The organism is Sphingomonas hankookensis (genome assembly GCF_028551275.1).
GTDB lineage: Bacteria > Pseudomonadota > Alphaproteobacteria > Sphingomonadales > Sphingomonadaceae > Sphingomonas > Sphingomonas hankookensis_A.
In genome coordinates this window covers 2,774,744-2,800,345 of record NZ_CP117025.1, presented here as the reverse complement: position 1 = coordinate 2,800,345, position 25,602 = coordinate 2,774,744, and the positions used below count along the sequence as shown (strand labels likewise).

Annotated in this window: 24 protein-coding genes; 7 read left to right on the top strand and 17 right to left on the bottom strand. The window is 68.1% G+C overall.

The genetic code is table 11. The features are described 5' to 3' along the window. The first annotated feature begins 211 nt into the window (after positions 1-211). Positions 212-652 (top strand): DMT family transporter, encoded by a 441-nt coding sequence (locus PPZ50_RS13320; RefSeq protein ID WP_066694376.1) that lies wholly within the window; start codon positions 212-214, stop codon positions 650-652. Positions 653-822: 170 nt separating this feature from the next. Here the strand turns inward: PPZ50_RS13320 and tyrS are convergent, their stop codons facing one another. Continuing rightward, positions 823-2,046 carry a tyrosine--tRNA ligase gene (tyrS, locus tag PPZ50_RS13315; RefSeq protein WP_066694374.1) on the bottom strand — a complete coding sequence of 408 codons (1,224 nt, stop codon included), beginning with the start codon at positions 2,044-2,046 and terminating at the stop codon, positions 823-825. A gap of 119 nt (positions 2,047-2,165) precedes the next feature. Between tyrS and PPZ50_RS13310 the strand changes: the two genes are divergently transcribed. Genes PPZ50_RS13310 through PPZ50_RS13290 form a run of 5 tightly spaced genes read left to right on the top strand, consistent with a single transcriptional unit; the run spans position 2,166 to position 7,600 of the window. After that, positions 2,166-3,269: an anhydro-N-acetylmuramic acid kinase gene (locus tag PPZ50_RS13310; protein WP_066694586.1), complete on the top strand. Its 1,104-nt coding sequence runs from the start codon at positions 2,166-2,168 to the stop codon at positions 3,267-3,269. A 9-nt stretch (positions 3,270-3,278) separates the two neighbouring features. After that, positions 3,279-4,451 (top strand): hypothetical protein, encoded by a 1,173-nt coding sequence (locus tag PPZ50_RS13305; RefSeq protein WP_066694368.1) that lies wholly within the window; start codon positions 3,279-3,281, stop codon positions 4,449-4,451. Positions 4,452-4,486: 35 nt separating this feature from the next. Beyond that, positions 4,487-5,581, top strand: a complete 1,095-nt coding sequence (locus tag PPZ50_RS13300) for a DUF2336 domain-containing protein (protein ID WP_066694366.1) — start codon at positions 4,487-4,489, stop codon at positions 5,579-5,581. Beyond that, the gene (locus PPZ50_RS13295) at positions 5,578-6,957 is read left to right on the top strand and encodes a PAS domain-containing sensor histidine kinase (RefSeq protein WP_066694364.1); all 1,380 of its coding nucleotides are present in this window, start codon (positions 5,578-5,580) and stop codon (positions 6,955-6,957) included. The genes PPZ50_RS13300 and PPZ50_RS13295 overlap by 4 nt, the downstream gene beginning before the upstream one ends. A 49-nt stretch (positions 6,958-7,006) precedes the next feature. Next, the gene (locus tag PPZ50_RS13290; protein ID WP_066694362.1) at positions 7,007-7,600 is read left to right on the top strand and encodes a TetR/AcrR family transcriptional regulator; all 594 of its coding nucleotides are present in this window, start codon (positions 7,007-7,009) and stop codon (positions 7,598-7,600) included. 4 nt (positions 7,601-7,604) lie between these two features. Here the strand turns inward: PPZ50_RS13290 and PPZ50_RS13285 are convergent, their stop codons facing one another. The 14 genes from PPZ50_RS13285 to gltX all read right to left on the bottom strand — a co-directional run bounded on the left by PPZ50_RS13285 (position 7,605) and on the right by gltX (position 22,682). Further along, positions 7,605-8,180, bottom strand: a complete 576-nt coding sequence (locus tag PPZ50_RS13285) for a biliverdin-producing heme oxygenase (protein ID WP_066694359.1) — start codon at positions 8,178-8,180, stop codon at positions 7,605-7,607. Between the two features lie 60 nt (positions 8,181-8,240). Then, a complete protein-coding gene (locus PPZ50_RS13280) occupies positions 8,241-9,938 on the bottom strand; it encodes a hypothetical protein (RefSeq protein ID WP_066694357.1) in 1,698 nt (565 codons plus the stop codon). 45 nt (positions 9,939-9,983) lie between these two features. Continuing rightward, a complete protein-coding gene (locus PPZ50_RS13275; protein ID WP_066694356.1) occupies positions 9,984-11,057 on the bottom strand; it encodes a protein-glutamate methylesterase/protein-glutamine glutaminase in 1,074 nt (357 codons plus the stop codon). A 1-nt stretch (position 11,058) separates the two neighbouring features. Then, on the bottom strand, positions 11,059-11,907 hold the full coding sequence (locus PPZ50_RS13270) for a CheR family methyltransferase (RefSeq protein WP_066694355.1): 849 nt from the start codon (positions 11,905-11,907) through the stop codon (positions 11,059-11,061). 73 nt (positions 11,908-11,980) lie between these two features. Then, on the bottom strand, positions 11,981-13,900 hold the full coding sequence (locus PPZ50_RS13265) for a methyl-accepting chemotaxis protein (protein ID WP_198158628.1): 1,920 nt from the start codon (positions 13,898-13,900) through the stop codon (positions 11,981-11,983). A 93-nt stretch (positions 13,901-13,993) separates the two neighbouring features. Further along, entirely contained in the window at positions 13,994-14,473 is a 480-nt protein-coding gene (locus PPZ50_RS13260) for a chemotaxis protein CheW (RefSeq protein WP_066694353.1), read from the bottom strand. Beyond that, on the bottom strand, positions 14,470-16,263 hold the full coding sequence (locus PPZ50_RS13255) for a methyl-accepting chemotaxis protein (RefSeq protein ID WP_066694351.1): 1,794 nt from the start codon (positions 16,261-16,263) through the stop codon (positions 14,470-14,472). The genes PPZ50_RS13260 and PPZ50_RS13255 overlap by 4 nt, the downstream gene beginning before the upstream one ends. A 25-nt stretch (positions 16,264-16,288) precedes the next feature. After that, the gene (locus tag PPZ50_RS13250; protein ID WP_066694349.1) at positions 16,289-16,813 is read right to left on the bottom strand and encodes a chemotaxis protein CheW; all 525 of its coding nucleotides are present in this window, start codon (positions 16,811-16,813) and stop codon (positions 16,289-16,291) included. Further along, positions 16,800-18,764, bottom strand: a complete 1,965-nt coding sequence (locus PPZ50_RS13245) for a chemotaxis protein CheA (protein ID WP_066694347.1) — start codon at positions 18,762-18,764, stop codon at positions 16,800-16,802. The genes PPZ50_RS13250 and PPZ50_RS13245 overlap by 14 nt, the downstream gene beginning before the upstream one ends. Continuing rightward, the gene (locus tag PPZ50_RS13240; protein ID WP_066694346.1) at positions 18,761-19,129 is read right to left on the bottom strand and encodes a response regulator; all 369 of its coding nucleotides are present in this window, start codon (positions 19,127-19,129) and stop codon (positions 18,761-18,763) included. The genes PPZ50_RS13245 and PPZ50_RS13240 overlap by 4 nt, the downstream gene beginning before the upstream one ends. Further along, a complete protein-coding gene (locus PPZ50_RS13235; protein WP_066694337.1) occupies positions 19,126-19,398 on the bottom strand; it encodes an STAS domain-containing protein in 273 nt (90 codons plus the stop codon). Before PPZ50_RS13235 ends, PPZ50_RS13240 begins: the two co-directional genes overlap by 4 nt. Before the next feature lie 301 nt (positions 19,399-19,699). Then, positions 19,700-19,906: a hypothetical protein gene (locus PPZ50_RS13230; RefSeq protein WP_066694334.1), complete on the bottom strand. Its 207-nt coding sequence runs from the start codon at positions 19,904-19,906 to the stop codon at positions 19,700-19,702. A gap of 1 nt (position 19,907) precedes the next feature. Further along, complete coding sequence (locus tag PPZ50_RS13225; protein ID WP_066694331.1) at positions 19,908-21,191, bottom strand: citrate synthase; 1,284 nt, start codon at positions 21,189-21,191, stop codon at positions 19,908-19,910. A gap of 18 nt (positions 21,192-21,209) precedes the next feature. Further along, a complete protein-coding gene (gene gltX, locus PPZ50_RS13220; RefSeq protein WP_084401846.1) occupies positions 21,210-22,682 on the bottom strand; it encodes a glutamate--tRNA ligase in 1,473 nt (490 codons plus the stop codon). A gap of 21 nt (positions 22,683-22,703) precedes the next feature. Here gltX and PPZ50_RS13215 point away from each other — a divergent pair, with 21 nt between their 5' ends. Next, entirely contained in the window at positions 22,704-24,869 is a 2,166-nt protein-coding gene (locus PPZ50_RS13215; RefSeq protein ID WP_157092807.1) for a ComEC/Rec2 family competence protein, read from the top strand. Here the strand turns inward: PPZ50_RS13215 and PPZ50_RS13210 are convergent. Together PPZ50_RS13210 and dcd are read right to left on the bottom strand one after the other, a co-directional pair. Beyond that, the gene (locus PPZ50_RS13210) at positions 24,815-25,036 is read right to left on the bottom strand and encodes a hypothetical protein (protein WP_066694327.1); all 222 of its coding nucleotides are present in this window, start codon (positions 25,034-25,036) and stop codon (positions 24,815-24,817) included. The genes PPZ50_RS13215 and PPZ50_RS13210 overlap by 55 nt on opposite strands. 2 nt (positions 25,037-25,038) lie before the next feature. Continuing rightward, positions 25,039-25,593, bottom strand: a complete 555-nt coding sequence (gene dcd / locus PPZ50_RS13205) for a dCTP deaminase (RefSeq protein WP_066694318.1) — start codon at positions 25,591-25,593, stop codon at positions 25,039-25,041. Positions 25,594-25,602 lie beyond the last annotated feature (9 nt).

Sequence of the window (25,602 nt, the reverse complement as noted above, 5' to 3'; positions counted from 1 at the left end):
TTGCGCCTTGTTACCCTGGACCCCCGCCTTCGCGAGGGTACCGGAAGGACAGCGTGGCTTGCCACTAAGCCACCGTCATTCCGGCGGAGGCCGGAATCCATTGTGTCGGGCGTTCTCGATGGAGCCGCTACGTCTCCGCATCCGTGGATTCCGGCTTTCGCCGGAATGACGATAGTTGCTCGTGCGGGATCAAGCGGATAGCTCCCGCGCCATGAACGCCCTTGCTCCGCTCCTCGTCGCCCTGCTGGGTGGTATCGGCCTTGCCGTGCAGCCGCCGACCAATGCCGCGCTGGGGCGGAGTATCGGGTCGGTGTTGCTCGCGGCGCTGGTGTCGTTTGCGGTGGGGACGCTGATCCTGATCGGGGTGTGGTTGATCGCCGATCGGACGCCGCTGGCGAACCTGCGCGAGGCGCGGTCGTGGATGTTTCTGGGCGGGGCGTATGGGGCGTTCTTCGTGTTGGCGGCGGCCTTTGCCGCGCCGCGGCTGGGGCTGGCGTCGATGCTGACGATCATGATCGCGACGCAGCTGGTCGCGGCGCTGGTGATCGATCGGTTCGGGTTGATCGGGTTGCCCAAGGCGCCGATCAGTGGGGTGCGGCTAATTGGGGTGGCGTTGGTGTTGGTTGGGGCGGTGTTGGTTCGGCGGGGGTAGGGTGCGCTCGCCTCAATCCTTATCTCCACCCGTTCGCTTCGAGCGTAGGTTCGAGCTTGTCGGGAACCGTAGTCGAGAAGGGGTTGCCCAAATGACCGGGTTCTCGACGGGCGCTTCTCGACAGGCTCGAAGCTGCTCGAACCGAACGGGGTGGGCGGGGCTAAGCTGCCTTACCCCGCCGGCGTCAGCAGCCCGTGATGCTTCTTGCCCGCCGATACCCGCACCGGCGCTTCCACCGCGATCAGCTGCGCTTCGTCGACGACCTTTTCGCCATCGACCCGTGCGCCACCGCCCTTGATCAGGCGGCGCGCTTCACCCTTCGACGCGGCGAGGCCCAGCGCGACCAGCGCGTCGACCACGGTGATCCCGCCCGCCACCGCGAAGGTCGGCAGCGTGTCGCCTGCCGATCCCTCCTCGAAGGTCCGGCGTGCCGTCTCGGCCGCACCGGCGGCGGCGTCGGCGCCGCGGCACATGGCGGTGGCTTCGTTGGCGAGGATCTTCTTGGCCTCGTTGATCTCGGCGCCCTGCAACGCTTCGAGCCGGGCGATTTCATCGAGTGGCAGGTCTGTGAACAGGCGGAGGAAACGGCCGACGTCGCGGTCGTCGGTGTTGCGCCAGAATTGCCAGTAATCGAAATGGGGCAGCTGATCCTCGTGCAGCCACACCGCGCCCGACATTGTCTTGCCCATCTTGCCACCGTCCGCCGTGGTGATGAGCGGGGTGGTGACGCCATAGACGTCGGTCCCGTCCATGCGGCGCGACAGTTCGATGCCGTTGACGATATTGCCCCACTGGTCGCTGCCGCCCATCTGCATGCGGCATCCATGGCGGCTGGACAATTCGCGGAAGTCGTAGGCCTGCAGGATCATGTAGTTGAATTCGAGGAAGGACAGCGACTGTTCGCGGTCGAGGCGCAGCTTTACCGAATCGAACGACAGCATCCGGTTGACGCTGAAATGCTGCCCGACCTCGCGCAGGAACGGGATGTATTCCAGCTTGTCGAGCCAGTCGGCATTGTCGACCATCACCGCGTCCGAAGGTCCGTCGCCGAAGGTCAGGAAGCGTTCGAAGATGCGCTTGATCGACGCGACGTTGCTGGCGATGCCGTCCTCGGCCAGCAGCTTGCGCGCTTCGTCCTTGAAGCTCGGATCGCCGATCTTGCCGGTGCCGCCGCCCATCAGCACGATCGGCTTGTGGCCGGTCTGCTGCATCCGGCGCAGCAGCATGATCTGCACCAGGCTGCCGACGTGCAGCGACGGGGCGGTCGGATCGAAGCCGATATAGCCGGGCACGACCTGCTCGCTCGCCAGCGCGTCGAGGCCGGCGGCGTCGGTCAGCTGATGGATATAGCCCCGTTCGGACAGGGTGTTGAGCAGGTCGGACGAATAGGTCATGCGCGTTCCCTTAGCGTCGCGGGCGCACCCAAGTCCACGTATCTCGACTTCGGCACGGTTCAGGCGATATTGAGAATGTCCATTTGCGCGGAGATGCCCCCTTGCTTGCGATCGGCCTGATGTCTGGAACCTCGCTCGACGGGATCGACGCGGCACTGATCGAGACCGATGGCGAGGGGGAGGTGCGGCCGGTCGCGTTCGTCGGCACGCCCTATAGCGACGAGGATCGTGCGACCCTGGCGTCCGCGACCGAACTGGCGCTGCTGTTCGACGATCCGGGCGAGCATCCGCTGATCGAGCGGGCGGAGGAACTGCTGACCCGCACCCACGCCGCCGCCGTCACCGCGCTGCTGGAGAAGGCCGGCGTCGAGGCGCGGAGCGTCGACGTGATCGGCTATCACGGACAGACGGTGGCGCATCGCCCGGACAAGGGCTGGACGTGGCAGCTGGGCGATGGTGCGGCGCTGGCGGCCGCGACCGGGATCGACGTCGTCGCCGATCTGCGCGTGGCGGACGTGAAGGCCGGCGGGCAGGGCGCGCCGTTGCTGCCCATCTATCACGCGGCGCGGGCGGCGGGCATGGACAAGCCGGTGGCGGTGCTGAACCTTGGCGGGGTCGGCAACGTCACCTATGTCGGCGAGGGCGACGAGCTGATCGCGTTCGATACCGGGCCGGCCAACGGACTGGTCGACAGCTGGGTCGAGGCGGAGAGCGGCGCGCGCTACGACGAAGGCGGGGCGCTGGCGGCGGGTGGCAAGGTGGACGAGGCGGTGCTGACCGCGATGCTCGACCATCCGTTCTTCGAACTGCCGCACCCCAAGTCCTTGGACCGGCACGACTTCACCATCCAGCCGGCGCGCGGGCTGTCGGCGGCGGACGGGGCGGCGACGCTGACCGCCTTTACCGCCGCCTGTGTTGCCGAGGCGCTCGACCAGTTGCCGGCGCGGCCGAAGCGGCTGTTGGTCGGCGGCGGCGGGCGGCATAATCCGGTGATGCTGCGCATGATCGGCGAGCGGTGCGGCGTGACGGCCGAGCCGAGCGACGTGCTGGGCTGGGACGGCGATGCGCTGGAGGCGGAGGGGTTCGCCTATCTGGCGGTGCGGTCGCTCAAAGGGCTGCCGATCACCTTTCCGGGGACGACCGGCGTGGCGGCGCCGCTGACCGGCGGCGTGCTGTATCCGGCACCGCGCGCGGGGCTGGCGCTGCGGCTCGTCAGCGCTTAACGGCCCTTCATGCTGACCGGCCTGATTTTCGCGACCGAAGAAGCCGAACACCAGCCCGGCGTGCTGGCGGCGACATTGCCCTTTGGCGGCATGACCCTGATCGAATATCAGGCGCGGCTGCTGGTCGCGGCCGGTGCCGGGCAGTTGCTGGTCGCGGTCGGGCGGGTGACGCCCGCGCTGGCGGCGGCGGTCAACCGGATCGGGCGGCGCGGGGCGACGGTCGATATCGTGCGGTCGGCCGAGGAAGCGAAGGCGAAGGTCCACCCGCTCGCCACCATCGTCGCGCTGGCCGACGGGCTGGTCACGACCGACGCGGTGGTCGAGGGGATGGCGCTGGAGCCGGTCGACACGCTGCTGGTCACGCCGACCGGCGATGCGACCTCGGTCGAGCGGGTCGATGCCGAGCATTGCTGGGCCGGGGTCGCGACGCTGTCGGTCGACCGGCTGGACGATGCCGCCCGGCTGCCGCGCGAATATGATTTTCAGTCGACGCTGCTGCGCGTCGCGACCCAGGCACGCGCGGCGCATGTCCTGCTGCCGGCCAAGGCGGTGCGCTCGGGACATGGCGTGGAGCGCGATGCGGGCACGCTGGAGGTGCGGAGCAAGGACGTGCTGGCGTCGCTGGCCGAACAGCGGACGGGGTGGATCGACCGGTACGTCTTCACGCCCGTGTCGCGGTTGCTGCTGCCGCTGCTGGTGCGGCGCAAGGTGCCCGATGTCGCGATCGGTGCGGCGGGCGGGGTGCTGGGCGTCGCGGGGCTGGCGGCGATCCCGTTCTGGAGTGCGGGGGCGGCGACGGTGCTGCTGTTCCTGGCGATGGTCGTGCTGTCGGCCGGGTCGCTGCTCGGATGGTTGCGCGGCGAGGACGGGCATGCCGCGTGGCAGGAACGCGGGGTCGATGTGTTCGGCGTGGCCGGGGTGCTGGGCATCGGGCTGGTCCAGTCGCTGATCGTGCAGGCCGGGACGGCGGGGGTGCTGGCGCTGGTCGGCGTGGCGGCGACGATCCTCGCGCGGCGCTCGCCCGCCGTCCGCCCGCCCTGGGCCGCGACGCCGGCGACGGCGTTGGTACTGCTCGCACCGTTCGCACTGGCGGGAACATCGACGATCGGGCTGGCGTTGGTCGCGCTGCACGCGGGCATTACCCTTGCCCACGCCATCGAAAATCTGCGGCGCGAGGCTTAGCTTAGCCTTAACCGGGTAAGGTTAAAGCCGGAACCATGTCCATCGACCCGATCGATTCCCGCGAGGCCAGCGCTGCCGCCATTCTGCTGCTGGACCATGTCGCTGCAGCGGAGCGGGCGGGGCATCGGCGGCTGCGCGCGGCGGCCGAGCATTTCCATCTGCCCGACGATGCGCGGATCGACGACCGGACCGCCGCCGCGCTGGACGCGGTGATGCGGGCGATGGTCGGCGGCATCGATGCGACGGTGCGGGATCACGCCATCCGGCTGTTGACCGCGCGGGGGCAGGCGGCGCTGGCGCAGGGGCTGCGCGGGGCGGGATCGCCGTTCGACCGGGTGGTGCGGGCCGGGCTGTTCCGCGACCCGGCGCTGTTCGGCGAGTTGTTCGCGCGGGTGCGGCTGGATGCGATCGCGCAGGGGTTGCCGGTGATGGTCACGGGCGCTGGCGACGGGCCGACGATGGTCGCGCGGCTGGCGCAGTCGAGCGACCGGCTGGTCGCCGCGGCGGCCGTGTCGATGCTGGCGGCGCAGGCGCGGCGCGGGGGCATGGTCGTGGGAGTTCCGGCGGCGGTCGAACTGGTCCGGCCGCTGTACGCGCGACTGGCATGGTGGGTCGCGGCGGCGCTGCGCGAGATGGCGGGTGCGGGCGAGCAGATCGCGATGGTCGATGCGGCGCTGGCCGAGTCGGTGCGACGGGCGATCGACGCGCAGAGCGAGCTGGTCCCGCTGGAGGTCGCCGCGATGCGGTTGGCGCAGGCGATCGAGCCGCAGGGCGAGGAAGTCGGGGCCTTGCTGGCCGAGGCGATCGGCGACGGGCGGCTGATCCTGTTCACGGCACTGGTCGCGCGGGCGAGCGGGCTGGCGTTCGAACGGGTGCGCGATCTGGTGATCGACCCGGACGGTGCGCGGCTCTGGGTCGTGCTGCGCGCGCTCGCGGTCGACCGGGCGACGATCGCGCGGATCGGCTTTGCACTGGCCGAGTCCGAACCGGTACGCGATGTCGAGGGGTTCGCCGATCGGATCGACGTCATCATGGAAGTGACGCCCGACGCCGCGCGCATCGCGCTGGCGCCGATGGCGCTGGATGCCGATTATCACGCGGCGATGCTGGCGCTGGGGGCGGGGGCGTGAACGATCATCGCCCCGGTGCGGCGCCCGCGATCGGACGATTGTCGGCCGACGGGCTGCTGCTCGATGCCGAGCCGCGTCTGGCCGAACTGAACCGCCGCGCCGGCGGTGCCCCGGGACAGCCGGTCGCGGTGCCGCAGATCGCCGCGCTGGTGCGGCTGGTGCAGCGGCTGGGCATCGCGCTCACCCGCCCGATCGTCGCCGCCGATGGCGAGGACGATATCGCGCTGACGGTGCGGGCCGAGCCGGACGAGCTGGGCATCAGGCTGGAGGTGAGCGGCTGGCAGGCGGGCGCACCGTGGGAGGCCGAGCCGGCGCATCGGCGCGAGGCGGATTTCCTGCGTTCGGATGCCGACTGGCTATGGACCACCGATGCCGCGCTGCACCTGACCCATGTGTCGGATCATGCCGCCGCCCGGCTGGGCTTCGATCCGCAGGCGGTGCTGGGCCAGCCGATCACGCGGCTGTTCGCGCTGAACGACGATGGCGATGGGGGCTTTCCGATCCTGAGCGCGCTGGCGGCACAAGCGTGGTTCGACGGACAGGAAGCGGCGATCCGCGGGACGGCGCATCGCGTCCGGCTGTCGGCGGTGCCGCGCGCCGATGCCAATGGCCAGTTCGCCGGGTTCGACGGCGCGGCACGCGACCTGTCGCCAGGGGACGTGCCGGCGCAGCCGGACGAGGTTGCATCCGACCTGCCCGACGGGTTCAGCCGCCGGATCGGCCGGGCGCTGCGCGATCCGCTGGGCCGGATCATCGCCAATGCCGACAGCATGTCCGCGCAGGCCGACGGGCCGCTGCGCGACGATTACGTCGCCTATGCTGCAGATATCGCCAGCGCGGGGCGGCATCTGCTGGGGCTGGTCGATGATCTGGAGGATCTGTCGGCGATCGAGCGGGCGGACTTCGCGGTCGCGGTCGAGGACCTCGACCTGGCCGATGTCGCGCGGCGCGCGGCGGGGTTGCTGGCGGTGCGCGCGGCGCAGGGCGATGTGCGGATCGAGCGCCCGTCGTTCGACGAAGCCATGCCGGCGAGCGGCGAGTTTCGCCGCGTGCTGCAAATCCTGGTCAACCTGATCGGCAATGCGGTCCGCTATTCGCCGCCCGGCGGGACGGTATGGATATTGCTGGAACGCGACGGCGACGATGCCTGCGTGATCGTCGGCGATCAGGGCAAGGGCATTGCCCCCGCCGATCAGGAGCGCATCTTCGCGAAGTTCGGGCGGGTCGACCCGACCGAGGCGGGGGGCAGCGGGCTGGGGCTATACATCGCGCGGCGGCTGGCGCGGGCGATGCGGGGCGACATCCTGGTCGACAGCGCGCCGGGGCAGGGGGCGCGGTTCGTCCTGATGCTGCCGGGCCGGTTCGCCCCGGACTGAACGCACCGAAGGATCGACCCGGCTGGTCCGATATGGCATCGGACCGTCGATGGGACGCAGATCGGATCACAGCCGGCAGGAAATCGAACAGATGCTCCTGACCGAAGGGCATCGTCATCTGGCCGAAGTTGGGTTCGCCCGGTTTTCCGCGCGCGAGGTGGCCAAGCGGATCGGTTATTCGATCGGCACGCTCTACAATGTGTTCGGCAGCTATGACCGGTTTCTGGTCGCGCTCAACACCCGCACATTCCAGCTATGGGCGCGCGACCTGACCGCGGCGCTGGCCGCCGGGCCGGAGGATCGCATCCGCTGCCTGGTGGAAAGCTATTTCACCTTCGCGAGGACCAACCGCAATTTGTGGCGGGCGATCTACGAACATCACCTGCCGGACGATTTCGTGATGGAGGAGGCGCAGGGCCGGCAGCGCGGCGAGCTGACCCGGATCGTCGTCGACGAGGTCGCGGCCGCGCTGGGCCCCGATCATGCCGATCGGGCGGCGACGCTGGCCCGATCGCTGGTCGCCACGGTGCATGGTCATTGCCTGTTCGACATTACCGGCAGCTTCGCGCTGATGGGCGAGCACGAGCCGGTGGAGATGGCGCTGACGCGGGTGCGGGAGTCGCTGGCGGCCGCTGCCGATTGACGCCTCAGGCGAAGGCGGCGTCGACCAGCGTGCGGAACCGGGTAAAGGCATCGCGGGCGGCGGCGATCATGCGGTCTTCGTCCTCGGCAGTCATCGTCGCGTCGTCGATCCGCGCGGTGAAGCGCCGCCAATGCGCCGCACGCCCTTCGGGATGACCGGCGAGATGGCGTGCGCCATGATCGGTCGACAGGCCGATCCGCTGCGCTGCCTTCAGCAGGAAGGCCGCGCCCAGCGACGATCCTTCGGCGACGTAGAGCCAGCCGAGCGACGTCGACATGTCGACAGGCTCTACCGGTCGAGCGTCGGGCACAGCCGGTAGCGGCAGGGTGAGGTCGGCAATGTCCGCCGCGATCGCCGCCGATCGGTCGCGTTCCGCCAGATCCGGGATCAGCGCCTGCATCGTGGGTGCGGCATAGAGCGGCGCGAGGGCATCGTGAAACGCCTGCTGCGCGCGCAGGAAGCAGACATAGCGTGCAGGCGACGAGAAGGGATCGAGGGCCATGATCCGCTGGTCCAGCGTATCGTGGATCGTCGCGGTCGCGGCTTTCAATCGTTGCGAACGGGTAAGGTCGGTCGTCACCCGCTACCGCTTATCCGCCTTTGGCCGGAGGTGCAAAGGCTTGCGCCCCCGGCCGATCGATCAGAACAGGCCGTCGTCGTCGTCGTCGGTTTCGACGACGGCGGTCGTGACGGCGAAGGCATGGGGCACGTTGGCGGTGTGGACGTCGCGTTCCTGCGCCATGGTGTAGAGCGCGAAAATCTGCGGCAGCAGGCCGGCAAGTGCGGCATGGGCTTCGTCCGACAGCTGGTCGATGTGCGGCGCCGCCGACAGCAGGATCGCCGCCTGACGCATGTTCGCGCCCAGTTGCAGCTCGGCGCCGATCTCGTCGCCGGCGATCGTCAGCAGTTCGATCAACTGGCGGGCATCGTCGCCGCCCTCGCGAACGGCCAGATCGGTGCGCTGGCATCCTTCGCGGATGACGACCAGCGCCTGCGACAGCTTGGTCCCCATGTCGCTGTCCCCCTCGACCCCGCGCTTCTGGGCGAGGAGCGCGTTGACGTCGGACAGTTCGCGGATCGGCTGGCCGATGCCGCGCATCGCATTGCCGAGCGAATGGGCATAGATATCGACTTCGCCCGCGACGACCGACACCGCCTTGCCCAGATCGCCATGGCGGCGGCACAGCAGGCGGGTGTTGGTGGCGATGTCCTGCACGTTGAACTGCACGCGTTGCAGCTGTTCGAGGCGGCCGGTCAGTTCGTCGACGGTTTCGGTGATGAGGCCCAGCATCGCGCCGGAGCGATGGTCGGCTTCCTGCAACTGCACGGTGATGATCGCGACTTCGCCCACGGCCTCCTCGATCTGGACGAGGAACGGGCGGCCGTTGCGCCCGGTGCCGTCGTCGATCAGGTCGAGCAGCGCGGCGGTGTCGGGCTGCAACGCCTTCAGGCTGGCGACGAGCAGCGCGGCGTCGCGGTCGAAATCGGCAGCGCTGGTTTCGAGCAGCGCGGCGAGCAGGTGGTGGACCACCGCCGTCACCTCGGCCTGCGGCGCCGGCGCCAGTTCGCGCGTGCAGCCGTCGAGCAGTTGCAGGCCCGACACGACATGCTCCAGCCGCTGCCGCGTGCTGTCGCCGACCTGCAACGCGCCGAGCATCGTCGCGACACGACCCTGCACGGTTCGCGCGATCTCCGCCACCTGCCGCGCCATCGATGCGACGTCGCCCAGATGGCCGTTGAGCGCGTCGGCATCGCGGGTAAGGCGCTGCGGCACGGCGGGCAGGATCTTGCGCGCCTCGGCGGCGAGCAGGCGGCCGGCCTGCTGCACGCTGCCGACGCTGCCCGACAGTTCCTTCAGCTTGGCGAGGAACCCTTCGAGATGTTCTTCACCGGTGGCAAGACGTTGCCCCATGTCGTTGACGAAGCCCACGAAAGCCGCCTCGCCCGATGCCGCGATCTTGATGTTCATGCCATAGATGTGCAGCACGCGAAGCGCCTGGCGCATGTCCATGACGTGATCGCGCAGTACCCGCGATGCCGCACCGATCCGGGCCATGTCCGCCTCACGCCCCGCCTGTACGACGGGCAGGGCGTCGAGCTGTCCGGCGACCGATTTCAGGCTCGACACCGCGATGCCAGCGACGCTTTCGTCGAGTGCGCCGGTGACGCCGTCGATCGAGTGGATGATACGGTCGATCGTCTCGATCGCGGTCGACAGGGTCGATCCGGCGCGGACGAACCGCGCGTCCATCCCCGCCGCGACCATCGCCAGATTGCGCTTCAGGTCGGACAGGTTCAGGGCTTCGGCGGTGTCGGTGTCGATGCGGATATGGTGCATGGCGTCAGTCCTGAACGGAGAAGGGGGCGGGGCGGGGCGCACCGATCATCGCGCGGTCGCCTGCAACAATTCGCGGGCGATGGCGCTGAGCGGGACGACCCGGTCGGCAGCGCCACGGGCGATGGCTTCCTTGGGCATGCCGAACACGACCGACGTCGCTTCATCCTGCGCGAAGGTGCGGGCGCCGGCCTGTTTCATTTCGAGCAGCCCGCGCGCGCCGTCGTCGCCCATGCCGGTCATGATGATCCCGACCGCATTCGACCCGGCGTTGCGCGCGGCGGAGCGGAACAGGACGTCGACCGACGGGCGATGGCGCGATACCAGCGGGCCTTCCTTGATCGCCACGACATAGCGCGCGCCCTGCCGCTCCAGCATCATGTGGCGCAGGCCGCCCGGCGCGATCAGTACGTGGCCGCGCATGACGGTGTCGCCATCCTCGGCCTCCTTCACATCGACCTGGCACAGGCCGTTCAGCCGCTTCGCGAAGGCGCGTGTGAAGCTTTCGGGCATGTGCTGCACGATGACGATGCCGGGCGAGTTGGCGGGCAACGCCTCCAGCACCTCGCGCAGCGCTTCGGTCCCGCCGGTCGAGGCGCCGATGCAGACGACCATCTCGGTCGTGCGGCTCATCGCCCGGCCGGTCGGCGGCGGCAGCACGGCATCGGCGGTGAGCTTTGCGGCGGGCGAGTTGAGCCGGCTGGCGCTGCGGGTGCGGACACGGGCGCGGGCGGCGCCCTTCACCGTTTCGCGAATCCGCATCTTGGCGTCGTTCAGATGGTCGGCGACACCCATGCGCGGCTTCAGGATGACGTCGACCGCACCGGCTTCCAGCGCCTGGAGCAGGGTTTCCGACCCTTCCTCGACCAGCGAGGAGCACATGACGACCGGGATCGGCTTCTGGCTCATCAGCTTGCGCAGGAAGGTGACGCCGTCCATGCGGGGCATCTCGACGTCGAGCGTGATGACGTCGGGAATTTCCTCCTGGATGTGGCGCGCGGCGGCGAAGGGGTCGGCGGCGGCGGCAATCACCTCGATCGCGGGGTCTTCGCTCAGGATCGCCGTCATCGCCTGGCGGACGCTGGCGCTGTCGTCGATGATCAGGACGCGGATCTTGGACATGTCAGTCTTTCGTGAAGACGGTGTAGGAGACGGTCCGGACGGGCAGGTCCATGCCGGCGATCGATTCCGAATGGCCGAGGAACAGATAGCCGCCGGGCCGCAGATTGGCGCACAGCCGGCGCACGACCCGCTCCTGCGTCTCCTTGTCGAAATAGATGAGCACGTTGCGGCAGAAGATGAGGTCCATCGGTTCGCCGACCGGATAGCGTTCCTCCATCAGGTTCAGCCGCGCGAAACCGATCGCCGAGCGCAGGGCCGGCACCATCCGCACCTGGTTCGCCTTGCGATCGCGCGAGACGGCGACATAGCGCTGGCGCAGCGACGCCGGCACCGGTTCGACCATTTCGGTCGGGTATATGCCGCGCCGCGCGGTTTCGAGGACGGTGGTGTCGATGTCGGTGGCGAGGATGCCATAGTCCACTCCGCTCTTCTGCGCGAACTGGTCGAGCACCATCGCCATCGTATAGGGTTCGGCACCGGTCGAGCAGGCCGCGCTCCACGCGCGGATGCGGCGCCGGCCGCTGTCCGCCAGCGTTGGCAGCGCGGTCTTTGCCATGAAGTCGAAATGGCCGGGTTCGCGAAAGAAGTCGGTCTTGTTCGTCGTCACCGCGTTGATCAGGTTGATGATCTCGTCGGGATGTGCGCTGCCGTCGAACAGATGGTCGCAATAGGCATCCAGCGTCGCGATGCCGACTTCGCGCAGCCGCCGTTGCAGCCGCCCTTGCAGCATCGTGACCTTGGTCGCGGGCATCTTGATGCCGGTCTTGTCATAGATCAGCGCCGACAGCTTCGCGAACTTGTGCGGGCTGAGCCGGTCGAGATCGGGGGAGGGGGCGGGCAAGGCGGACATAGGGCGGGTTCCATTCGATCGACGTGGCGGCGACGGTCACGTCGTCGGAGCAGGGAGAAGGGCGGTGCGGCGGTCAGGCCGCCCGACCGAAGTCGGCGTCTTCGTCGTCGCTGCCGCCCTGCGACAGGTCGAGCGCGAAGCCGCGTACGCGGGACTGCTGGTCGGCGATGCTGCCGCGACGGGCCTTGGGCGCAGGCTTGGCCTTGATCGCCTTGGCAGGTTTCGCCTTGGCGGGACGGACGACCGGGGCGGGCGCCGTTGCCCCTTCGGCAAGCTGGAAGAAGGCGATGCTGGCCTGAAGCTCTTCGGCCTGGCCGGCCAGCTGATCGGCGGTCGACGAAATCTCGTCCGAGGCGGAGGCGTTCTGCTGCGTCACCGTGTCGAGTTGTTGCAGCGCCTGGTTGATCTGCGATGCGCCGATATCCTGTTCGCGGCACGCGGCGCTGATTTCCGACACCAGTTCGGCGGTCCGGCGAATGTCGGGCACCAGCCGGGCGAGCATCTCGCCCGCCTCACCCGCGGCCTTGACCGTGTCGGACGAAACCGCGTTGATTTCGGCGGCGGCGTTCTGGCTGCGTTCGGCGAGCTTGCGGACTTCGGCCGCGACGACCGCGAAGCCGCGACCATGTTCGCCGGCGCGCGCCGCCTCCACCGCTGCGTTCAGCGCCAGCAGATCGGTTTGACGCGCGATTTCCTGCACGATGCCGATCTTTTCGACGATGGTCCGCATCGCACCTACCGCGCGATCGACCGCGATGCCGCTCGTTTCGGCGTCCTTCGACGACTGGCGCGCGATCTTTTCGGTCTGGGCGGCATTGTCGGCATTCTGTTTGATGTTCGCCGCCATCTCCTCCATCGACGACGATGCCTGTTCGGCGGCGGCGGCCTGTTCGGTCGCGCCCTGGCTCACCTGTTCGGCCGCGGCGGAGAGCTGCTGGCTGCCCGAGGCGACCTGATCCGAAGCGAAGGCGACCTCGCCCGCGAAGTGCGACAGATTGTCGACCAGACGGTTGATCGCGTCCTTCATCCGCTGATGATCGCCGTCGCACGCAATGTCGACGCGCCCGGTCAGGTCGCCGGTGCTGACGCGGTCGAGCACGCGGTTACCCTCGGCAATCGGCAGGATGATCGCGTCGAGCATGCCGTTGATGCCGGCGATGATCGCGGCATAATCGCCCGCGAACCGGGTGGCGTCGCCCCGCTCACCAAGCTGTCCGGCGGTCGCGGCACCGATCAGGCGCTGGATCTCGCCCGAGATTTCCTTGAAGTTGCGGCGGAGCGTTTCGATGGTGTCGTTGATGAACGCCTTCTTACCGGGGAAGGGTTCGAGCGTTGCTTCGAAATCGCCCTCCCCAAATGCCTTGATACAGGCCATCGCCTTCTTCTTCACCGCGATATGGCCGGCGACCATGGTATTGATGCCGGTCGCCATCGTGGCGAAATCGCCGGGGAATTTGTCGGCCGCGACCTGTACGTCGATGTCGCCGCGATCATGTTCGGCCGACATGTGGTTCATTTCGGCGATCAGCGTGCGCAGATTGCCGCGCAGCGTCTCGATCGCGCCGTTGATGAACGCCTTCTTGCCCGGCAGCGAGGCGAAGGGCGCGTCGAAATGGCCGTTCGCCAGTTCGCGGACGCAGCCCATTGCCGCCTTCTTGGTGTCGATATGGGCGCCGACCAGTCGGTTCACCTGATCCGCGATCCGGCCGACGTCGCCGGGGAACGTATCGGGCGCAAGCATGACGTCGATGTCGCCGCGATCATGTTCGGTGAGGACATGGACCATCGCCACTTCCAGCCGCGCGACCGGACCCAGCGCCGTGTCGAGCAGTGCGTTGACCGCCGCCAGCAGCTCGCGCGCCTCGTCGGTCGCGACGTCCTCGCGCAGGCGCTGCGACAGATCGCCGGCGGCGATCGATCGGGTCAGCGCATGGATTTCCGCGATCGCCGCGGCGGGCCGGGACGTGCGGTTGAAGTGCGACAGCAGCGACATGAATGGCATCCTTATTATTATGGTTGTCCAGGCCGTGGTCGGTCGGGCGTCTGTCCGCGCCGCATCCGTCCGGCGGACGCGGCGCGGGGCAGGTCAGGCGGCGGTGGCGAGGGTCGCGATCGCGCCGTCGTCGTTGGAGAAGACCTGCGCTGCGTCGATGATGACGACGAAGCCATCGGCTTCACGGACGACGCCGGCAATATAGTCGGACCGCCAGCGCAGCCCGATGTCCGGCGCGGCTTCGAGCCGTTCGCGTTCGAAGGTCGCGACCGCGATCACCCGGTCGACCACCAGGCCCAGCGACAGCATCCGGTCGGCCAGTATCACGTCGACGATCAGCACCCGGGTCGCCAGCGTCGGTTCGACCGCGCTGAGCCCCAGCCGCATCCGCAGGTCGATCATCGGCACACCCTGTCCCCGGACATCGGTGATGCCGAGCATCCAGGCCGGGCCGTTCGGCACGCGAAAGGCGGGGCGATAGTCGAGGATTTCGCGGACCATGGTCACCGGAACCGCGAACACTTCCTCACCCAGGCCGAAGGTCACGACCTGCATCGGCGTCTTGTCGGTCATGCGGCTTCTCCAAAGGCAGCGTCGTCGCTGTCGGGCCCGCCTTGCGTCAGGTCGAGTGCGAAGCCGCGTGCGCGGGCCTGCTGGTCGGCGACCGAGTTGGGCTTGGCGCGGCTGGCGGCGGGGGCCTTCGCCCGTGGTGCCGCCGGCTTGCGGGTGGCCGCCGGACGGCGGTTGCCATGGGCATGTTCGACGCGGAAGAAGGCGATGCTCTGCTGCAGTTCGTTCGCCTGACCCGCCAGTTCCTCGGAGGTCGAGGTGATCTGTTCGGATGCCGACGCGTTCTGCTGCGTGACGGTGTCGAGCTGTTGCAGCGCCTGGTTGATCTGTGCTGCGCCGATATCCTGTTCGCGGCATGCGGCGCTGATCTCTGCGACCAGTTCGGCGGTCCGGCGGATGTCGGGGACCAGCTTGGTCAGCATCTCGCCTGCCTGTGCCGCGGCCTGCACCGTGTCGCCCGACACCGCGCTGATTTCGGCAGCGGCGGTCTGGCTGCGTTCGGCCAGCTTGCGGACTTCCGATGCGACGACCGCGAAGCCCCGGCCATGTTCGCCGGCACGTGCCGCCTCGACCGCCGCGTTCAGCGCCAGCAGGTCGGTCTGGCGGGCGATTTCCTGCACGATGCCGATCTTCTCGGCGATGACCCGCATCGCACCGACCGCACGGTCGACCGCGACGCCGCTCGCCTCGGCGTCCTTCGACGACTGGCGCGCGATCTTCTCCGTCTGGGCGGCATTGTCGGCATTCTGTTTGATGTTGGCGGCCATCTCTTCCATCGAAGCGGATGCTTCTTCGGCAGCGGCGGCCTGTTCGGTCGCGCCCTGGCTCACCTGTTCCGACGAGGCGGAGAGCTGCTGGCTGCCAGCGGCGACATTGTCGGCCGCACCCGATGCGTCACCGACGACATTGCGCAGGCGTTCGACCATCGTCACCAGCGCATGGCCCAGCTTGTCCTTGTCCGACAGCGGGGTGTGGCTGACCGTCAGGTCGCCCTGTGCGATGGTGTCGGCCAGCGTCGCCGACTTGCGCAGCGAACCGGTCATGCGGTTGACGGTATCAACCAGGTCCTTGATCTCGTCGTTCGACGTGACGGTGACTTCGTTGTCGAGGTCGCCGATGGCAACCGCGTCCAGCGCAACGGTAATGCGCTTCAGGCCGCGCGAGACGGTCAGCGAAATCCAGACGGCACCGAGCACGGCGATGACGAAGGCGATGATGCCGGTGACGACCAGGACCATGCGGCTTTCGGCGTAGAGCACGTTGGTCGCCTCGTCGGCTTCCTTCATGTTCGCGCTCTGGAAATCGGTGAGCCGATCGACGCTGGCGTTCATCTTCTTGAGCAGCGGAACCTGCACCTCGTTCGACAGTCGCGTGGCCTCCTCGTTCTGGTTCGCCTTGCCCATGTCGCGGATGCGGTCGAAAACGGGCTTGAGTTCGGTCCAGCTCTTGGCGACTTCGACCCAGTAGGGCTTGCCGCTCTCGGACGCGAGCGACTGTCCCTCGGCGATCAGTTTGTCCACGCGGCCTTCGCCGGCAACTACCGCGTCATAATAGCCCTGCATCCGGCTGGCGTCGGTGTTGAGGATCAGCGACTGCTGATCCGCCAGCGCCTGGCTCTGTTCGGTATCGATCTGCTGCGCCGTCAGCGACTGGCGCGCCGGACCGGCGATAACATCGCTGATCGCGGTGTTCAGTGTGCTCATCTTGTTGATGCCGACGCCGATGACGACGGCGAGCAGTATGATGACGGCAGCAAAGGTGGCGGCCAATTTAACCTTGATCGTTGCACGCATGGAGACCCCCCCCCTAAATGGAATGTTAGTGGATCGACGTCCCCGCGACGTCGCCGCGCGTGATCGATTGGAAAATCGCATTCAGGTCGGGCAGGACGACGATATCGTCGTCGCCATGCCGGATCAGCGTGCGGACATGTTCGCGGCGCCAGCGCAGGCCGACGACCGGCGCGTCCTCGCTATGGGCGGCCGAAAAGGTCGCGACCTCGTGCACCTTGTCGGTGCGCAGGCCGAGGATGGTCGGCTCGCCGCCGAGCTCCGCCTCGATCACGACGATGCGGCTGTCCTTGGTCGTTTCCGGCACGCGCATCCCGAAGGCGAGGTGCAGGTCGGCCAGCGGAATGATCCGCCCGCGAAAGTTGATGACATGGCCGACCAGATCGGGTGCGCCGGGCACCCGCGTTTCGGGCATCATGTCGAGGATTTCGCGGACCAGCACCGCCTCGAGCGCGAAGCTTTGACCCCCCAAGTCGAAAACCAGCACCTCGAGCTGGCGGTCGCTGTTCCACGGGACCAGGCCCCCCGCCTGGCGTTGTTCATCCGGCTGCACGCAGCGTCTCCTCACGAGGCTGGCCGAGCGCGATGAGCTGGGCGATGTCGAGGATCAGCGCGACCTCGCCATCGCCGAGGATCGTTGCGCCGGCAAAGGTGGTGGCGTCGCGGTGAAGCGCCGACATCGGCTTGATCACCGTCTGGTGGTTGCCGATGATCTGGTCGACGACCAGCCCGACGCGGCCCATCGGCGTGGCGACGACCACGATCTTCTGGAACGGGTCCGGCCGGGTGTCGGTCGCGAACAGTTCGCGCAGGCGCAGGAACGGCACCAGCTTTTCGCGCAGCGTGATGAGGCTGCGGCCGCGATGGCGCATGTCGTCTTCCAGCGACAGCTCGATGCACTCCTCGACCGCGGTCAGCGGGATGACGTAGCGGCCGGTGCCGACCCGCACGAGCAGGCCGTCGATGATCGCCAGCGTCAGCGGAATGCGCAGCGCGATCAGCGATCCTTCGCCTTCGGTCGACTGGACGTCGATCGATCCGCGCAACCCTTCGATCGTGCGCTTCACCACGTCCATGCCGACGCCGCGGCCCGACAGGTTGGTGACGGTCGCGGCGGTCGAGAAACCGGGCGCGAAGATCATCTGGAGCAGTTCGTGGTCGGTGAGCGCCTGGTCGGGCTGGATCAGGCCGTTCGCTTCCGCCTTCGCACGGACGCGGGCGCGGTTGATGCCCCGGCCGTCGTCGCGGATGGTGATGACGACCTCACCTCCGGCCTGATGCGCGGCGAGGCGGACGGTGCCGGCGGCGGGCTTGCCGACGGCGGCGCGGTCCTCGGGCGTTTCGAGGCCGTGGTCGCAGCTGTTGCGGATCAGGTGGACCATCGGGTCGAACAGGCGTTCGATCACGGTCTTGTCGACCTCGGTCGCTTCGCCTTCGGTCTCGAACTCGATCGTCTTGCCGGTATCGCGCGACAGGTCGTGGATCAGGCGGCGGAAGCGCGAGAACAGCGATCCGACCGGGACCATGCGCAGCACCATCATGGTTTCGCGCAGTTCGCCGGCCAGCCGCTCGATCTCCTCGGAGACCGAGCGCAGCACGAGGTCCTGTCCATGGTCGGCAAGCTGCGAGAGGCGGCTCTGCGCGATCACCAGTTCGCCGACGCGGTCCATCAGCGCGTCGAGACGGCCGGCGGGGACGCGGACGCTTTCCTCGGCCTTGGCGGTCGAGCGGGCGGCGGGGCCGTCGGCACTGGCGGTGGCGGCCATGGCGACGACGGGTTCTTCGACGACGGCCGGTGTTTCGGCGATGGGCGCTTCCTCACCCTCGACCGCCAGCGGTTCGATGGTCAGGTCCATGTCGTCCATCACGAAGATGAACACGTCCTCGATATCGTCGCGCTTGATGTCGCCGATCAGCGTGACGTCCCAGCCGACATGGCATTCGGTGGGGACCAGCTGCGACGGCGGCGGGATGGCGTCGGTCCGCGCGACGACGGTGCAGTCGCCCAGCTCGCGCAATTCGTCGAGCAGCATCAGCGGATTGGTGCCGTTGGCCATGGCGTCGACCGGCAGCTTGAACGACACGGTCCAGCCGGTGCGGGCAGCCGTCGGGGCGGCAGCGGAAGTGACGCCCGATGCCTCGTCGATCGCCGCCTGCAAGCGGGCGAGGATCGCGTCGCCTTCCGCCTTGGGGGCGTCACCGTCGACCAGCGCACGCATATGGTCCTGCGCCGACAGGATGACCGCGACCAGCCCGGCGGTCGCCGGAACCTGCCCCTTGCGCACGCGGTCGAAGGCGGTTTCGCAGTGATGGGTGAAGCCGGCGAGTGCATCGAAGCCGAACATCGCGCCCGAGCCCTTCAGCGTGTGCAGCCCGCGGAAGACGGCGTTGACCAGATCGGCATTGCCAAGGTCGTGCCCGAGGTCGAGCAGCCCCTGTTCGACCTGATCCAGCACCTCGCCCGCCTCCACGCGGAAGGCGGCGATCGGATCGTCGCCGCTCACCGGCCAAGGACCTTGCGCGCGACCTTCACCAGCTGATCCGGAACGAACGGCTTGACCAGCCAGCCGGTCGCGCCGGCGGCCTTTGCCTGGTTCTTCATTTCCGGATCGGATTCGGTGGTCAGGAAGATGATCGGCACGCCGGCCTGCGCCGGCTGCTTGCGCAGTTCGCGGATCATCGACAGTCCGTCCATGTTCGGCATGTTCAGGTCGGTCACGATCATGTCGAACTTGGTCGACGTGGCCTTGGCCAGACCCTCCACGCCGTCTCCGGCTTCGGTCACGGTATAGCCCGCGCCGGTCAGGGCGATGCGGATCGCCATGCGCAGGCTGGCGGAATCATCAACGGCGAGAATGGAAGCAGTCATTGCAGCGGGACTCCGTGGAACCAGAAGGCGTTGTCGTCGGGGCTCATCGCGTCGGTGAAGCCGCCGCGATGGAGAAGGGCGGTCAGCGCCTCGCCGGCCGGCGCGGACAGGCGGACATCGCCGCCCTGCGACCTGGCTTCGGCACGAAGGCTGAGAAGGAGTTGGACGACGCTGAGGTCGGGCGCGGTCAGGGCCGATGCGTCGAGCACGACCTCACCGCCGAGCGGCTGCGCACGCAGTTCCTCGGCCACCGTTGCAATCGATGGCATCGCCAGACCGGCAGGAAGGAAGAAGGTAGAAGTCATACGATGTCGGCCCCCAAACAGGAGACCGTCGTCGCAGAACGTGATTAAGATCGATTTAAGCGAACGGGTCGCAACAGGCGGCCGCGACCGGGGCTCGAGTCACGAATGGCAGCGCTAACAAGAGCATAGCGCGCATTTTGCGGGATCGAACGCCGTTGCCGATACACAAATATTTTTACGTCGCGCGAACGCTACGGCTCCGCCGCCCGATTACGGTGCGACTCGATCGACGACGATGCCGCTGCGCGACTCGGGAAAGGCCCGGTCAGCGACGGGGCAGGCGCCGGGCGATCAGCACCAACAGCAGCCCGAGCGCGCCGGTGACCGATCCGGTCACGACCCAGAGATACTGATCGATCATGAACGAACTGGCGGGCCAGCGGATGACACCCATCCCCTGACCCAGCCAGAACAGCCCGACGAACGCTAGGATCGCACCCACGATCATCAGCGTGCGCCGGACGATGCGCATCTCAGCGCTGACCCACCGGCACGTAATCGCGCTGTGCGGGGCCGGTGTAGAGCTGACGCGGACGGCCGATCTTCTGTTCGGGGTCCGAAATCATCTCGTTCCACTGCGCGACCCAGCCGACGGTGCGGGCGAGCGCGAACAGCGCGGTGAACATGGTGGTCGGGAAACCGATCGCCGACAGGATGACGCCCGAATAGAAATCGACGTTCGGGAACAGCTTCTTTTCGCGGAAGTAATCGTCGTTGAGCGCGATTTCCTCCAGCTGCAGCGCGGTTTCGAACACCGGATCGTTGACGCCCAGCGAGTCGAACACTTCGCGCACCGTCTTCTGCATGACCGTCGCGCGCGGGTCGTAGTTCTTGTACACGCGGTGACCGAAGCCCATCAGGCGGAACGGATCGTCCTTGTTCTTGGCGCGGGCGATATATTCCGGGATGCGATCGGGCGTGCCGATTTCGCGCAGCATGTTGAGCGCGGCTTCGTTGGCGCCGCCATGCGCCGGACCCCATAGGCAGGCGATACCGGCCGCGATGCACGCGAACGGATTGGCGCCCGACGAACCGGCGAGACGCACGGTCGAGGTCGACGCGTTCTGTTCGTGGTCGGCGTGCAGGATGAAGATGCGGTCCAGCGCCTTTTCGACGACCGGGTTCACCTCATATTCCTCGGCCGGAACGCCGAAGGTCATCCGCAGGAAGTTGCCGGTATAGCTCAGGTCGTTCTTCGGATAGATGAACGGCTGGCCCACGCTGTACTTGTACGCCATGGCGGCGATCGTCGGCATCTTCGCGATCAGGCGATGCGACGCGACCATCCGCTGGTGCGGATCGGTGATGTCGGTCGAATCGTGATAGAAGGCCGACAGCGCGCCGACCACGCCGCACATCACCGCCATCGGATGCGCGTCGCGACGGAAGCCGCGATAGAAGCCGGCAAGCTGTTCGTGCAGCATGGTGTGGCGGGTGATGGTGCCGGTGAACTTGATCAGCTCGTCGCCCGAGGGCAGTTCGCCGTTCAGCAGCAGATAGGCGACCTCCATGAAGCTCGACTCTTCGGCCAGCTGCCCGATCGGATAGCCGCGGTGCAGCAGCACGCCTTCGTCACCGTCGATATAGGTCAGCGCCGAATCGCAGCTGGCGGTCGAGGTAAAGCCCGGATCGTAGGTGAAGGTGCCGGTCTGCGCATACAGCTTGCGGATGTCGATCACGTCGGGACCGATGGTGCCCGACCGTACCGGAAATTGGACGTCCTTGCCGGCAACTTGCAGCTTAGCGTCTTCGGCCATTCGGCGTCTCCTGTTACGTTATGCGGCCGGTTTGGCCATCTGGTCTTCGATGCGGCCGAGGCTTTCGGTGCGGCCCAGCAGGGCGAGCACGTCGAAGATCCCCGGCGATGTGCGCGAACCCGTCAGCGCGGCGCGAAGCGGTTGCGCGGCGGCACCCAGCTTCAACCCCGCTGCCTCGGCGACTTCGCGTACCGCAGCTTCGATCGTCTCCGTATCCCATGCTGCGAGTGCGTCAAGCTTGGCGTGCAACTGCGTAAGGATCGCGCGTGCGTCCGGCGTCAGCAACGCGGTGGCACTCTCGTCCATGGCCAGCGGTCGCGACCGGAAGAAGAAGGCGGCATTGGCCGCCAGTTCGTTCAGGTCGGCCGCCCGGACCTTGAGCACCGGCATGGCGCGTTGCAGCAGATCGCGGTCGATCCCGTCGGGCAGGCGCTGCGCGACCAGATCGGTCAACCGGGCATCGTCGGCCTCGCGGATATAGTGGCCGTTCAGGTTCATCAGCTTCTTGGTATCGAAGCGCGACGGCGAGCGGCCCACGCCCGACAGGTCGAACACCTCGGTCGCGCGTTCGCGGCTGATGATCTCTTCATCGCCGTGCCCCCAGCCGAGGCGCAGCAGATAGTTGTTCAGCGCTTCGGGCAGGACGCCCAGCTCGTCGCGATAGGCATCGACCCCCAGCGCGCCATGCCGCTTCGACAGCTTCGCGCCGTCCGCACCATGGATCAGCGGAACATGCGCATAGACGGGATCGGGCCAGCCGCCCTCGACCGCGTCCATCGCGCGGATCAGCGCAAGCTGACGAAAGGCGTTGTTGAGGTGATCGTCGCCACGAATGATGTGCGTCACGCCCATGTCGTGATCGTCGACGACGACCGCCAGCATATAGGTCGGCGTGCCATCGGAGCGCAGCAGCACGAAATCATCCAGTTCGGCATTGGCGACGGTCACGTCGCCCTGCACCTGGTCCGCAATCGTGACCGCGCCTTCCTTCGGCGCCTTCAGCCGGATGACGAACGGGGCACCTTCCGGCGCATCCTCGGGCGCGCGGTCGCGCCAGCGGCCGTCATAGCGGATCGGCTTGCCGGCGGCGCGCTGTTCCTCGCGCAGCGCGGTCAACTCTTCGGGCGTCGCATAGCAGCGATAGGCACGGCCGGCGTCGAGCAGCTGATGCGCGACGGCAGCATGGCGGTCGGCGCGGGCGAACTGGAACACGGCGTCGCCGTCCCAGTCGAGGCCGAGCCAGCGAATCCCGTCGAGGATCGCCTCGATCGCCGGTTCGGTCGAGCGGACACGGTCGGTATCCTCGATCCGCAGCAGGAACCGGCCGCCATGGCGACGGGCATAGAGCCAGTTGAACAGCGCGGTGCGCGCGCCGCCGATGTGCAGGAATCCCGTCGGCGACGGTGCGAAACGGGTGACGACAGGCGTCGCGGAATTGGTTGCGCCCAAGCGCGGATACCCCCAAGACTTCGGGTGAACATGATGGCCCATTCAGCCGCGACCGCCCCTAGCATGACGTCCGGCACGCTTCAAACCGTGCGCCGGCCGCATCGGTTCCTTGAGGGGCTGGAGGCGCGAGCGGAGGTGGAGCGGGGGCAGTTGCCGCTGTGGATGCCGGTCGCGTTGGGCACAGGGATCGCCGCCTGGTTCCTGTTGCCGGGGCAGGGGGCGTGGGTCGCGTTCCTGTTGCTGGCGCTGTCGGTCGCGCTGGGCGGCATGGTGCTGCCCTGGGGTATGCGGACCGCGCGGGTGGTGGCGTGGGCCGGCATGCTGGCGATGCTGGGATGTGCGCTGGTGTGGTGGCGGGCGGAGCGGGTCGCCGCGCCGGTGCTGGCGCGACCGGTGGTGGTGGCGTTCGTGGGGCGGGTCGAGCGGGTCGAACCGCTGCCCGCACGCGAAGCGGTGCGGTTGACGCTGCTGCCCGATGCCGGGGCGGGACTGCCGCCGCGCCTGCGCGTCAACCTGTCCGAAAAGGACATGGTGGCAGGCGTCGTTCCCGGTGCGCGAATCTCGCTTCGCGCCCGGTTGATGCCGCCGCCGACGGCCGCCGTGCCCGGTGCCTATGACTTCGCGCGGGCGGCGTGGTTTCGGCGGCTGGGCGCGACCGGGCGGGGCTTTGCGCCGGTGCGGGTCGTGACGCCGGGCAATCCCGGCAATGCCGCCTTACGGGACCGGCTGACCGACCATATCCTGTCGCGGATCGACGGCAGCACCGGAGGGATCGCCGCGGCGTTCGTTACGGGGGATCGCGGCGCCATCGCCGAAGAGGATGCCGAGGCGATGCGGCGCTCCGGCCTGGCGCATCTGCTGTCGATCAGCGGGCTGCATGTCACGGCGGTCGTGGTCGCCACAATGACGGTCGTGCTGAAGCTGCTGGCGCTGTTTCCGCCGCTGGCGTTGCGTATCCGGTTGCCGGTCGTCGCGGCGGCAGCCGGCGCCGGGGCGGCGCTGTTCTATACCTGGCTTTCGGGGGCGGACGTGCCGACGGTGCGGTCGTGCATCGCCGCGCTGCTGGTGCTGGCGGCGCTGTCGCTGGGGCGTGAGGCGATCACGCTCAGGATGATCGCGACGGGGGCGTTGCTGGTGCTGCTGGTGCTGCCCGAATCGCTCGCCGGTCCGAGTTTTCAGCTGAGCTTTGCGGCTGTCACCGCGATCGTCGCGCTGCACGAGCATCCGCGGGTCCGCCGCTGGTTCCTCGCGCGCGACGAAGGCTATGGGCGCAAGATGGCGCGTAGTCTCGGCTCGTTGCTGCTGACCGGTGTGGCCGTCGAGGCAGCATTGATGCCGATCGGGCTGTACCATTTCCATACCGCCGGGTTGTACGGGGCACTGGCCAATATCGTCGCGATCCCCCTGACGACTTTCGTCACCATGCCGTTGGAGGCGCTGGCGCTGCTGCTCGACGTGGCCGGGCTGGGCGCGCCGGCATGGTGGCTGGTCGAGCGGTCGCTGGCGCTGTTGCTGTGGGTGGCGCATGTCGTCGCTTCGGCGCCGGGATCGGTCGCGGCGCTGCCGGCGATGCCCGACGGGGCGTTCGCGCTGATGGTGCTGGGCGGGTTGTGGATCGCCCTGTGGCGGACGACGTGGCGACGCTGGGGCGTGGTGCCGCTGGCGGCGGGGGTGCTATGGGCGCTGGCGACGCCTGCGCCCGACCTGCTGGTGACGGGGGACGGGCGGCATCTGGCGCTGGCGACCGACGACGGCGGCATGGCGATATTGCGCGACCGGGCGGGGGAGTATGTCCGCTCGACCCTGGGCGAGGGCGGTGGCGTGCTGGGCGCACTGCCGCCGCTGTCCGACCAGCCCGGCGCGCGGTGCAGCCCCGACCTGTGCGTTGCGCGGCGTCAAGCGGGCGGACGGGTCTGGACGATCCTCGCGACCCGGAGCGGCTATGCGGTGCCTTGGGCCGAACTGATCGCGGCCTGTGCACGTGCGGACATCGTGGTCAGCGAGCGGCGACTGCCCGAGGAATGCCGCTCGCGCTGGCTGAAGCTCGACCGCGCGATGCTGGCGCGGACCGGGGGCGTCGCGGTGACGCTGTCGACCGGCCGGATAACGACGGTGCGCGGCGGCGGACAGCATCCGTGGGAGACGCCCGAGACGATCGCCCCGCCGCGTCCACCCTATCGCGAGCGGCGGAACGGGCGGAACGGCGGCGCTTCCGACGCGGCGCGGTGATCGTTGATCGCCACACGGGCGCTGACGAACGCAAACCACGCGATCAGCGTCGCCCCGATCCCGAACGCCCAGGGCAGCGGCAGCTTCGGCGCGAGCAGCGCTAGGATCGGCAGCAAGGCCGCCGATCGCACGACGGCGCTGCGCCCGGTCCAGTTGCGCCCGATCATCGTCAGAGCCGGGGCAGGGTCACGCCACGCTGCCCCATATATTTGCCCGCGCGGTCGGCATAGCTGGTGCCGCAGGGCCGGTCGCCCTTCAGGAACAGGAACTGGCACGCGCCTTCATTGGCGTAGATTTTCGCCGGGAGCGGCGTCGTGTTGGAGAATTCCAGCGTGACATGGCCTTCCCATTCCGGTTCCAGCGGGGTCACGTTCACGATGATGCCGCAGCGGGCATAGGTCGACTTGCCGAGGCAGATGACCAGCACGTCGCGCGGAACCCGGAAATATTCGACCGTGCGGGCGAGGGCGAAGCTGTTGGGCGGGATGATGCACACGTTGGTCTTGCGATCGACGAAGCTGTTCTGGGCGAAGTCCTTCGGGTCGACCACCGCCGAATCGACGTTGGTGAAGATCTTGAACTCGTCCGACACTCGCGCGTCATAGCCATAGGACGACAGGCCATAGCTGATGCAGCCCTCGCGCCGCTGCGATTCGACGAAGGGTTCGATCATCCCCGTCGCCAGCGCCTGTTCGCGAATCCAGTGGTCCGACAGGATCGTCATTGCTTGCCC

What these genes read in the sequence shown, in the direction of transcription:
- dcd (WP_066694318.1), bottom strand. Translation starts at nt 25,593, where the DNA reads ATGACGATCCTGTCGGACCACTGGATTCGCGAACAGGCGCTGGCGACG.
- PPZ50_RS13265 (WP_198158628.1), bottom strand. Translation starts at nt 13,900, where the DNA reads ATGTCGCTGCTGTCGCACTTCAACCGCACGTCCCGGCCCGCCGCGGCG.
- PPZ50_RS13310 (WP_066694586.1), top strand. Translation starts at nt 2,166, where the DNA reads ATGTCTGGAACCTCGCTCGACGGGATCGACGCGGCACTGATCGAGACC.
- PPZ50_RS13235 (WP_066694337.1), bottom strand. Translation starts at nt 19,398, where the DNA reads ATGCCATCGATTGCAACGGTGGCCGAGGAACTGCGTGCGCAGCCGCTC.
- PPZ50_RS13290 (WP_066694362.1), top strand. Translation starts at nt 7,007, where the DNA reads ATGGGACGCAGATCGGATCACAGCCGGCAGGAAATCGAACAGATGCTC.
- PPZ50_RS13300 (WP_066694366.1), top strand. Translation starts at nt 4,487, where the DNA reads ATGTCCATCGACCCGATCGATTCCCGCGAGGCCAGCGCTGCCGCCATT.
- PPZ50_RS13275 (WP_066694356.1), bottom strand. Translation starts at nt 11,057, where the DNA reads ATGTCCAAGATCCGCGTCCTGATCATCGACGACAGCGCCAGCGTCCGC.
- PPZ50_RS13215 (WP_157092807.1), top strand. Translation starts at nt 22,704, where the DNA reads ATGACGTCCGGCACGCTTCAAACCGTGCGCCGGCCGCATCGGTTCCTT.
- PPZ50_RS13230 (WP_066694334.1), bottom strand. Translation starts at nt 19,906, where the DNA reads ATGCGCATCGTCCGGCGCACGCTGATGATCGTGGGTGCGATCCTAGCG.
- PPZ50_RS13320 (WP_066694376.1), top strand. Translation starts at nt 212, where the DNA reads ATGAACGCCCTTGCTCCGCTCCTCGTCGCCCTGCTGGGTGGTATCGGC.
- tyrS (WP_066694374.1), bottom strand. Translation starts at nt 2,046, where the DNA reads ATGACCTATTCGTCCGACCTGCTCAACACCCTGTCCGAACGGGGCTAT.
- PPZ50_RS13260 (WP_066694353.1), bottom strand. Translation starts at nt 14,473, where the DNA reads ATGACCGACAAGACGCCGATGCAGGTCGTGACCTTCGGCCTGGGTGAG.
- PPZ50_RS13210 (WP_066694327.1), bottom strand. Translation starts at nt 25,036, where the DNA reads ATGATCGGGCGCAACTGGACCGGGCGCAGCGCCGTCGTGCGATCGGCG.
- gltX (WP_084401846.1), bottom strand. Translation starts at nt 22,682, where the DNA reads ATGGGCCATCATGTTCACCCGAAGTCTTGGGGGTATCCGCGCTTGGGC.
- PPZ50_RS13225 (WP_066694331.1), bottom strand. Translation starts at nt 21,191, where the DNA reads ATGGCCGAAGACGCTAAGCTGCAAGTTGCCGGCAAGGACGTCCAATTT.
- PPZ50_RS13280 (WP_066694357.1), bottom strand. Translation starts at nt 9,938, where the DNA reads ATGCACCATATCCGCATCGACACCGACACCGCCGAAGCCCTGAACCTG.
- PPZ50_RS13240 (WP_066694346.1), bottom strand. Translation starts at nt 19,129, where the DNA reads ATGACTGCTTCCATTCTCGCCGTTGATGATTCCGCCAGCCTGCGCATG.
- PPZ50_RS13255 (WP_066694351.1), bottom strand. Translation starts at nt 16,263, where the DNA reads ATGCGTGCAACGATCAAGGTTAAATTGGCCGCCACCTTTGCTGCCGTC.
- PPZ50_RS13270 (WP_066694355.1), bottom strand. Translation starts at nt 11,907, where the DNA reads ATGTCCGCCTTGCCCGCCCCCTCCCCCGATCTCGACCGGCTCAGCCCG.
- PPZ50_RS13305 (WP_066694368.1), top strand. Translation starts at nt 3,279, where the DNA reads ATGCTGACCGGCCTGATTTTCGCGACCGAAGAAGCCGAACACCAGCCC.